Raw genomic sequence first — 9036 nt, forward strand, 5'->3', positions numbered from 1 at the left:
GCCGCGCCTCAGGCGGGCAGCGAGAGGGCGGCGCGGGCCTCGGCGGGTGTGGCCGGGCGGCGACCGTGGCGCTCGATCGCCTCGACCGCGAGCCGCACGAGCTCGGCGTTGCTCGCCGCGAGCCGCGTCTTGGTGATCCGGATGTTGTCCTCCAGCCCCGTGCGCACGGCATCCGCCCCGCGGGCGAGCGCCCAGTCCATCACCGCCGCCTGGTTGCGGCCGATCCCGGCGGCCGTCCAGGTCGCCCGCGGCAGCACCCGCCGCAGCTCGGCGAGCAGGATGTCGAGGAGGTGCTCCTCGGCGGGCATCGCGTTCTGCACGCCCATCACGAACTGCACGTGCGGCCGCTCGTCGACGAGCCCCGCCTCCGCGAGGCGCTTCGCGCCGTGCAGGTGCGACAGGTCGAAGATCTCGATCTCCGGGCGCACGCCGAATGCCCGCATCCGGCCGGCGAGGTCGGTGACGAGGCTCGCGTGGTTCTCGTAGACGATGGTGGGGAAGTTCACCGAGCCCGTCGAGAGGGAGGCCATGTCCGGCCGGTGCATCAGCGGCAGGCCGCGGGCGGCCGGGTCGCGCCCGCGCCCGCCGGTGGAGAACTGCACGATCATGCCGGGGCAATGCCGGCGCAGGCCCTCCTGCACGGCGGCGAACCTGTCGGGATCGGAGGACGGGCTCTCGTCGTCGTCGCGCACGTGGATGTGGGCCAGCGTCGCGCCGGCCTCGAAGGCCTCATGGGTCGACGCGATCTGCTCGGCGACCGTGACGGGCAGGGCCGGATTGTCCGACTTGCGGGGCACCGAGCCGGTGATGGCGACGGCGACGACGACGGGCTTCATCATGATCTCACGGTCCTCGCTGGTCACGCCTGCCCCCGGGCCGCACTAGCCGCGGCAGGCGGACAACGCCAACCCTCGGGCTCGCGCTCCGGCATGAGGACCGGGCCGGTTCGTCACCGGAAATCGCCGCGCGGGCGGCGCGGCGAGGCGGCGGCCCCGTGACAGGGGCGCGGTTTCGCGCCACACTCCGGCATGGGCGCGCGGCACAAGAACGGCCCGCGCCGCCGGGGGCGGGCAGCGGATGGTGCCATGCCGAGATTCTATTTCGACGTCCGGACCCCGTCGGGGGTCGTGTGCCTCGACCACGAGGGCCTCGACTGCGCCGACGCCTCGGCCGCCCTCATGGAGGCCCGCCACGGCGCCCGCTTCGTGACGCCGGAGGAGGGTGCGGGCAACCCCCTCTTCAGCGGGTATCGCTTCACGGTGGCCGACGAGGCGCACCGCTTCCTGTTCACCGTGCCCTTCACGGAGCTGGAGCCCGACGGCGCAGCGGCGCCCGCGCCGTCTGCCGGCAGGACGCAGAGCAAGCGGGCGCGGCACTTGTCCTGACGCGTCGCGCGGGGAGCCTCCCGCCGGGCCGGCGCGGGAGCGCCCCGAGGCGTCGCGAGAGCCACGGGGAGATCGGCGTGTCCTATCGTCCGGACTTCATCGAGATCGAGACCCGGCTCGGCGCGCACAACTACAAGCCCCTCGACGTGGTGCTGACCGAGGGCCGGGGCGTCTGGGTCACCGATACCGACGGCCGGCGCTACCTCGACTGCCTCTCGGCCTACTCGGCGGTGAACCAGGGTCACTGCCATCCGGCCATCCTCGCGGCGCTGACCGCGCAGGCCGGGCGCCTCGCCATCACCTCGCGGGCCTTCCGCAACGACCAGCTCGGCCCGTTCTATGAGGAGCTCGCCGCGCTGACCGGCTCCCACAAGGTGCTGCCGATGAACAGCGGCGCCGAGGCCGTCGAGACCGCCATCAAGGCGGTGCGCAAGTGGGGCTACGAGGTGAAGGGCGTGCCCGAGGGCGCGGCCGAGATCGTGGTCTGCGCGGGCAACTTTCACGGCCGCACCCTCGGTGTCGTCTCCTTCTCGACGGATCCCGATGCCCGCGGCGGCTTCGGCCCGTTCCTGCCCGGTTTCACGGTGGTGCCTTTCGGCGACGCGCGGGCGCTCGAGGCCGCGATCAGCCCGAACACCGTGGCCTTCCTCGTGGAGCCGATCCAGGGTGAGGCCGGCGTCATCATCCCGCCCGCCGGCTACCTCGCGGCGGTGCGCGAGATCTGCACCCGCAACCGGGTCATCCTGATCCTCGACGAGATCCAGACCGGGCTCGGCCGCACGGGGCGGCTCCTGGCGGAGGAGCACGAGGGGATCGTGGCCGACGTGACCCTGGTGGGCAAGGCGCTCGGCGGCGGCTTCTACCCGATCTCGGCGGTGCTCTCGACCACCGAGGTGCTGGGCGTCCTGAAGCCGGGGCAGCACGGCAGCACCTTCGGCGGCAACCCCCTCGCCTGCGCGGTGGCACGGGCGGCGCTGCGGGTCCTGGTCGAGGAAGGCATGATCGAGAACGCGGCGGTGAACGGCGCCTATTTCCTCGAGCGGCTCGCGGCCCTGCGCAGCGACCGCATCCGCGAGGCGCGCGGACGGGGCCTGATGCTGGCGCTGGAGTTCCATTCCGACGCGGGCGGCGCCCGACCCGTCGTCGAGGGGCTGAAGGCCCGCGGCGTGCTCGCCAAGGACACGCACGAGCACACGGTGCGCCTGACGCCGCCCCTCGTGATCACCCGCGAGGAGATCGACTGGGCCATGGAGCGGATCGAGGCGACCCTGCGGGACTCCGGTCCCGCGCTCAGAACTTGAAGACCGAGCCGGCGGCCGACTTCGCGGCCTGCTTCGCGTCGCGGGCCGCCTCCAGGCGCTCGATCTCCCGCCGCAGGAGCGCGATGCGCTCGCCGAGCTCCTCGACCGAGAAGTCGTCGAGCTTCTGCCCGATCTCGTGGGCCGCCGCGCGGCGCACCGGAAACATCTCGTCGTCCATCGTCCGACCCCCGTCCGAACCGATCAGCGTCCCTATCTGGGGCCGCGCCGGCTCCGGTCAAACCGGCCGCGCCTCCGCGAGTCCGCCGAGCGCCCCGCCCCGCGGGCGAGAGACGTCCCTGGCGATGTCCTGGGGGAGATCCTTCACGAAATGCGGGAGGAAGCTCGTCATGACGGCGGCCGGGATGTCGAGGGGCCGGTAGCGCACCGTGTCCACGAACATCAGGGACTGCTCGCCGCGGCCCAGGAGGCCCTGCGTCCGGCTGTGGATCTCGTGGGCGAGCGTCACGAATTTGCGATTGTAGCTCGCGATCCGGATGCGGACGTAGATCGGCTCGAACTCCCGCGCCTCCCGCCGGAAGTCGTGGTTGAAGGAGCGGGTCAGGATGTAGAAGTTCGTCGTCGCGAGGTCGAAATCCGGCATGCAGGCGTGGAAGAACAGCTCCCGCGCCTTGCCGACCCAGCGGAAGTAATTGGCGAAGTAGACGTTCCCGACCGAGTTGGTGTCGTCGTAGGTCGGCAGGAGCTGGAGCACGAACCAGGGGCCGTCGAACCCGTGCGAGGCCACCGTGTCCTCGCGGGGCACGACGAGGGTCGGGATCCCGGCCGCCTCCGGTGCGGAAGCCGGCGCCGCCTCCCCGGCCCTGCGGCCGGCGAACAGGTTGCCGAGCGCGGGCAGGGCCGCCACCGCGCCGACGAGGGGGGCGATCGCCAGCAGCCCCCCGGCGGGGGAGACGTAGCCGATGAGGAAGATGAGCGCCGAGGCGGCGCCGATCATCGCGCACAGGACCCCGTCATAGGCCGGACGCGCGCCCAGCGCCTCGCAGGCCAGGCACAGCGTCGCACCCACGAACAGCGTCGCGAAGGGCAGCATCAGGTACATCATCGAGAGATTCGCCGCGATCATCCCGGCGGCGATCGCGCCGGCGGCGATCAGGGTCCAGAGCGGCGAGGCGACGAGGCCCGCCGGCAGGAAGGCGAGGAGCGGGCTCTCGCTGCGCCGGGTCACCGAGATCAGAAGCCAGCGGGTCGCGCAGTAGAAGCTGTCGATCGTCGAGGCCGCCGCGATGGCGGCCCAGACGAGGAAAGCCGCGGTGATCGTCGGGTCGCCGAGGCGGGACAGCCCCTGCGCCACCGCCTGCTGCGCTTCCGGGATGCCGTCCGCGGACGGGACCGGGATGCCCTGCCCCGCGAGCGCGGCGAGAGCTCCGTTGAGGACGAGGAGGCCGAGGAACAGAAGGCCGCCGACCCCGTAGGCCGCGCGGACCGAGCCGCCCTCCCGGTGGATCGCCACCACCCGCTGCCAGTGCTGCACGTCGCTCCAGGGACCGAGCAGAAAACCCATGAGGCAGGGCAGCATCAGCCCGTAGAAGCGCTCGTCGAAGTCGGCGAGGGGGACGGCCGCCGAGGGAGCGCCCCGGGCGAGGCCGTGCGCCGCGAGGAGGGCCGCCCCGACCCCGACCACGAGGTAGGCGCCGTGCAGCCGGCGCAGCGCCCCGATCGAGGCGGCGTGGCCCGAGGCCGCCGCGAGGAGGATGAGCAGCACGGCGCCGAGCAGCGCGCCGCTGCCGAACAGGGGCAGGAGCAGGTGGGCGCACAGCCCGTAGATCGTGAGCGCGAGGGCGGCGAGCTGGCAGGCGAGCAGGAGCCCGGTGTAGCGGCCCTCGACCGCCCTGAGGATCTCGGCCGGGTTGCGACCGGGCGCGCCGAGCACGTGCCCGAACAGGTACAGCCCCGCCGCGTTCGGCAGCGCGAAGGCGGCCAGGCCCAGCCAGCCGTACGTCACGGTGACGTGGATCGCGTAGAAGAAGCCGAGGCCCCAGAGCCAGGACAGGCCGATCGTCGGCGCCCAGGCGAGGGATCGGAGGAGACGAGATCTCTCGGCTGAGCTCATGGGGCAACCTGACCGTGCAGGCGCCATCATGGCCCCTCGCCGCGGCGAGGTCCATTTCCGTACCGCCACACCGATCGGGGCGCGCATCGCCCGGGCGATTTGCCGCGGTGCGCGCCGGACGGATCGGGCCCCGGGGAGTCGCCCCGCGGAGGAGCGGGGGAATCCGCACAAGTGCCCGAAAGGATTAATCCCTCCGGCTCAGCGCCCCGCGACCAGCCGGGGTTGGGTCTCGCTGCGGGGCGGGGCCGGGAAGAGCCTGTGGAAATCTTCCGGCACCCGCTCGATCAGGCCTGGGATCTCGGCCGCCGGCCGCGCCGGGCTGATCAGGAAGCCCTGTATGTCACTGCAATTGCGCACCCGCAGAACCTGCGCCTGCTCGGCCGTCTCGACGCCCTCCGCCGTGACGGCGATCGAGAGCTTCTGGGCGATGGCGAGGATCGCCTCGATCACCGCGAGGTTGCCGTCCTCGCCGTCGATGTCGCGCACGAAGGAGCGGTCGATCTTGATCTTGTCGACGGGGAACTTGGCGAGATAGCTCAGGGACGAGTAGCCCGTCCCGAAATCGTCGAGGGCGATGCGGATCCCGCGCGAGCGCAGCTCGTGCAGGTTCGCCATGGTAATCGCGGTCTTGTCGAGGAACACCGACTCGGTGATCTCGATCTCAAGCCGTCCCGGCTCCAGCCCCGTCGCCTGCAGCGCCGCCGCGATGTCGCGCAGGAACTCGCTCGTGCGGAACTGGATCGGCGAGATGTTGACCGCGACCCGGATCTGGCCCGGCCAGCGCGCCGCCTCGCGGCAGGCGGCCATGAGGGCGAAGCGGCCGATCGCCACGATCATCCCGGTCGCCTCGGCCACGGGGATGAACTCGGCTGGCGTCACGAAGCCCCGGGTCGGGCTGCGCCAGCGCAGGAGCGCCTCGAAGCCGACCACGCGCCCGTCCCGCAGGGAGGTCAGCGGCTGGTAGTGCAGCTCGAACTCGTCGCGCTGAAGGGCGAGCTTGAGGTCGGCCTCCAGCTCCCGGCGGGTGCGCTGGGTGATCTCGAGGTCGCGCTCGAACAGGTGGAAGGTGCCCTTGCCCCGCGCCTTGGCCCGGTAGAGGGCGAGATCGGCCTTGCGCAGCAGGCTCTCGGGGTCGAGGGCGTCGTGCGGGGTCATCGCGATGCCGACGCTGACACCGATCTCGGCCGCGAGCGCGTCGATCCGGTAGGGCGCGCTCACCGCCGCGATGATCGAGCGGGCGAGGACGCTGGCCTCGAACGCTCCGGCGCAGCGGTGCAGCACGGCGAACTCGTCGCCGCCGAGCCGGAAGATCCAGGTGTCCTCGGCGGCGAAGGGCTGCAGGCGCTGGGCGACGCTGCGCAGCAGCTGGTCGCCCGCCCCGTGCCCGAAGGAGTCGTTGACGGTCTTGAACCCGTCGAGGTCGAGGTAGAGCAGCGCGCAGGGCGCACCGGTTCCCGCCGCCCGGTCGCACTCGGCGCTCGCCAGATCGTGGAAGAGCGTGCGGTTGGCGAGCCCCGTGAGCGGGTCGTAGCTCGCCAGGAAGGCGATGCGCGCCTCCGAGATGCGGCTCGCGGTGACGTCCGAGCCGACGCCGCGGAAGCCGGCGAGGCGGCCGGTCCTGTCGAGGACCGGCTTGCCGCTGAGCTTCCACCAGCGCGTGCCCTCGCGGAAGGGCAACTCGACGACGAGGTCCTGGAAGGGCGTGCCCTCGTGCAGGTGCGCGACGACCTCCGCCGCACCGCTGCCCTGGCGCCCCCCCTCCCCGCAGGCGAGGAGATCCCGGAAGGGCAGCCCCTGCAGGGCCGCCGCGGAGCGCCCAGCCACCTGCGCGACCCGCTCGGAGACGTGGTCGAAGCGCCCGTCGCGGTCGGTCTCCCACAGCCAGTCGCTGGTGCTCGCCTCGAACTCGCGCAGCAGCAGGCCGATGGTCTGGTTCTGGTCACTCACGCGCACGCGGTCGAGGATGCGCTGGAAGGACAGCAGGCTCATGTGCCGGACGCTGAACAGCACGAAGGCCGCGTAGATCGCGAGGAGCACGGCGATGCTCGCCGCCACGGTGTCGCCGCTCGTCGCCAGGGCGATGAAGCTGCCGAGCACCACGGGCACCGCGAAGAGCAGCGACACCGACAGGATCGGGCCCAGCGTGTAGGCGTCCGAGATCAGCCCCGCCGCGATCGCCACGACGATCATCCGATGGTCGGCGTCGGCTGGCGGGAAGAGCACCATCGGCATGGTGCTCCAGCTCATGCCGATGGTGAGCGCGATCGCCCCCGAGACGCGGTAGCCGCGCCCGATCTCGGCCTCGCTCGGCGTGCCGGCGAAGTGGCCGCGGAACCGCCAGGCGAGTGCGATGGCGGCGGAGCTCGCGATCCCGATCACCACGAGGAGGCCGATCAGGTAGGCGCGCGGGGCCGTGCCCCAGAACAGGCCGACCACCGTCAGCGCGACGGCGGCGTGGGTGAGCGCCGAGTACTTGGCGAGCTTCAGAGTCTCGACGAGCAGGCCCGAGCGCGTCTCCTGCATGTAGCGGGCGAGCGTCGCGGCGGACGTCACCCCGGCCTCCGGGATGACGGGCTCGCCCGGCCTGACCCGCCGGCCGCGGCGGAGCCGCATCGCGCGGCGCCGCGGCGCCGCGGCGTCCGGCGGGTGCGCCGGGCGCACAGGGTCCGGCGGCCTCGTCACGGCTCGGGATGCCGGCGGGGCGACACGGTCATGCCGACGCCGCCGTGCGGCCGCAGGGTGACCTTGAAGCGCGTCTCGGGCCGCGCGGCGGCGGCCCGGGTCACCCGGAAGGCGGGCAGGAGCTCGGCGAGGATCGCGAGGCACTCGGTCATCGCGAAGCCCATGCCGATACAGACCCGGGGACCGGCGCCGAACGGGATGTAGGCGTAGCGGTCGCGGGCCCCGCTCTCGGCCGGGCCGAAACGGTCCGGGTCGAAGCGCTCGGGCTGCGACCAGAGGCGGGCATGGCGATGCACGGCGTAGACCGGAACGTGCACCGAGCGGCCCGCGGGGATGCGGGCCCCGCCGAGGCGGATCTCGGAGAGCGTCTTGCGCACGATCAGGGGGGCGGGGGGATAGAGGCGCATCACCTCCATCACGACCTGCCGCGTGTAGGCGAGAGCCTCGAGGTTCGGACCCCCGCCGGGGGCCACGGGAGCGCCCGCCATCTCGGCGAGCACCCGCGCCTCGATCTCGGGGTGCTCCGCGAGCAGCCAGAAGGTCCAGGCCAGCACGATCGCGGTGGTCTCGTGACCCGCCGCGATGAAGGTCAGGAGGTTGTCGACGAGGCTGTCGTCCGGCATCCCTTCCCCGGTCTCGGGGTCGCGGGCCTGCAGCATCAGCCCGAGGAGATCGTCCCCGCACCGCCCGCTCCGGCGCCGGTCGGCGATCCCCCGCGCGATCGTGCCGCGCAGGTAGCGGGCGGCGGCGGCCCCGCGCACGCAGCCCGGATGCGGCGCCCAGGCGGGCGCGCCGAGAAGGCTCAGGGCCATCTTCCAGGTGGTCTGGTCGAGATAGGCGTTCATCGCCCGTCCGAAGCGCGCGACGTCGACGCCGTGATCGCCGGCCATCATGGTCGCGACGATGATGTCGAAGGTCGTGCGCATCATCTCCGCCAGCATGTCGACGGAGGCCGGGCCGCGCGCCAGCCAGCGTGCCCTGGTCTCGGCGCCGGCCGCGCTCATGGCCGGAACGAAGGCGCGGAGGCGGTCGTGCCGGAACACGGGCGCCGCGATCCGGCGCTGATGGCGCCAGCGCTCGCCGTCCGAGGTGAGGATGCCCCGGCCGAGAGCCTGCGACAGGGATCGGGTCAGGAACTCCTCCCGTCCGAGCGCGGCCGCCTGATCGACCAGCAGCGAGCGGATCAGCGCGGGATCGCTCACGAAGACGGTCCGGCGGCCGATGAAGCGCGCCTCGACGATCCCGTCGCGGTAGACCTCCGCGGGCCACGCCTCGATCAGGTTCCGCACGACCGTGCGGATCAGGCGCGGGAAGCCCGCCGCCTCGGCCACGACATCCCGAAGGCCCGGCGCCGCGCCGATCGGGTATCCTGCCGCTGAATCGTACTGCATCCGAGAAATCCCGGCTTCGAGATCCCGAAGGTTCCAGATGCTGCTTGCCGCGCCGTTAAGCGCGTCCCTCGAATACGAGTCTTGCAGACATTTTCTGTTCAAAGTGCGCGACGCGGATGTTCCTGATTGCTCATCGGCGTCGGCCCGACCCGCGCTCGGCTCCCACCTTGAACGCGAACGGCGGCCGGGCGCGTTCGCGCCCGGCC

General features: G+C 72.5%; 7 protein-coding genes. 2 read left to right on the forward strand and 5 right to left on the reverse strand.

What is annotated here, in order from left to right:
- Positions 1 to 8: 8 nt before the first annotated feature.
- A complete protein-coding gene (locus MOX02_RS09445) occupies positions 9 to 839 on the reverse strand; it encodes a 3-oxoadipate:acetyl-CoA acetyltransferase (RefSeq protein WP_147025539.1) in 831 nt (276 codons plus the stop codon).
- Positions 840 to 1085: 246 nt separating this feature from the next.
- Here MOX02_RS09445 and MOX02_RS09450 point away from each other — a divergent pair, with 246 nt between their 5' ends.
- Complete coding sequence (locus MOX02_RS09450; RefSeq protein WP_147025540.1) at positions 1086 to 1385, forward strand: DUF6894 family protein; 300 nt, start codon at positions 1086 to 1088, stop codon at positions 1383 to 1385.
- Between the two features lie 77 nt (positions 1386 to 1462).
- Positions 1463 to 2686 (forward strand): ornithine--oxo-acid transaminase, encoded by a 1224-nt coding sequence (gene rocD, locus MOX02_RS09455; protein WP_147025541.1) that lies wholly within the window; start codon positions 1463 to 1465, stop codon positions 2684 to 2686.
- On the opposite strand, the gene MOX02_RS09460 is transcribed toward rocD, so the two are convergent.
- The 4 genes from MOX02_RS09460 to MOX02_RS09475 all read right to left on the reverse strand — a co-directional run bounded on the left by MOX02_RS09460 (position 2676) and on the right by MOX02_RS09475 (position 8830).
- Entirely contained in the window at positions 2676 to 2864 is a 189-nt protein-coding gene (locus MOX02_RS09460) for a DUF1192 domain-containing protein (protein WP_147025542.1), read from the reverse strand. The two genes, rocD and MOX02_RS09460, sit on opposite strands and share 11 nt — an antisense overlap.
- Before the next feature lie 57 nt (positions 2865 to 2921).
- Positions 2922 to 4757: an acyl-CoA thioesterase gene (locus MOX02_RS09465; RefSeq protein WP_147025543.1), complete on the reverse strand. Its 1836-nt coding sequence runs from the start codon at positions 4755 to 4757 to the stop codon at positions 2922 to 2924.
- Positions 4758 to 4955: 198 nt separating this feature from the next.
- Complete coding sequence (locus tag MOX02_RS09470) at positions 4956 to 7370, reverse strand: putative bifunctional diguanylate cyclase/phosphodiesterase (RefSeq protein ID WP_147025544.1); 2415 nt, start codon at positions 7368 to 7370, stop codon at positions 4956 to 4958.
- Between the two features lie 65 nt (positions 7371 to 7435).
- Positions 7436 to 8830: a cytochrome P450 gene (locus tag MOX02_RS09475; RefSeq protein WP_147025545.1), complete on the reverse strand. Its 1395-nt coding sequence runs from the start codon at positions 8828 to 8830 to the stop codon at positions 7436 to 7438.
- Positions 8831 to 9036: the final 206 nt, after the last annotated feature.

This window comes from Methylobacterium oxalidis (genome assembly GCF_007992195.1).
GTDB classification, from domain to species: domain Bacteria; phylum Pseudomonadota; class Alphaproteobacteria; order Rhizobiales; family Beijerinckiaceae; genus Methylobacterium; species Methylobacterium oxalidis.

Bases quoted from the DNA above. Each gene is read 5' to 3' on its own strand.
- MOX02_RS09445 (WP_147025539.1), bottom strand. From the start codon at position 839: ATGATGAAGCCCGTCGTCGTCGCCGTCGCCATCACCGGCTCGGTGCCC.
- MOX02_RS09450 (WP_147025540.1), top strand. From the start codon at position 1,086: ATGCCGAGATTCTATTTCGACGTCCGGACCCCGTCGGGGGTCGTGTGC.
- MOX02_RS09460 (WP_147025542.1), bottom strand. From the start codon at position 2,864: ATGGACGACGAGATGTTTCCGGTGCGCCGCGCGGCGGCCCACGAGATC.
- MOX02_RS09465 (WP_147025543.1), bottom strand. From the start codon at position 4,757: ATGAGCTCAGCCGAGAGATCTCGTCTCCTCCGATCCCTCGCCTGGGCG.
- MOX02_RS09470 (WP_147025544.1), bottom strand. From the start codon at position 7,370: ATGCGGCTCCGCCGCGGCCGGCGGGTCAGGCCGGGCGAGCCCGTCATC.
- MOX02_RS09475 (WP_147025545.1), bottom strand. From the start codon at position 8,830: ATGCAGTACGATTCAGCGGCAGGATACCCGATCGGCGCGGCGCCGGGC.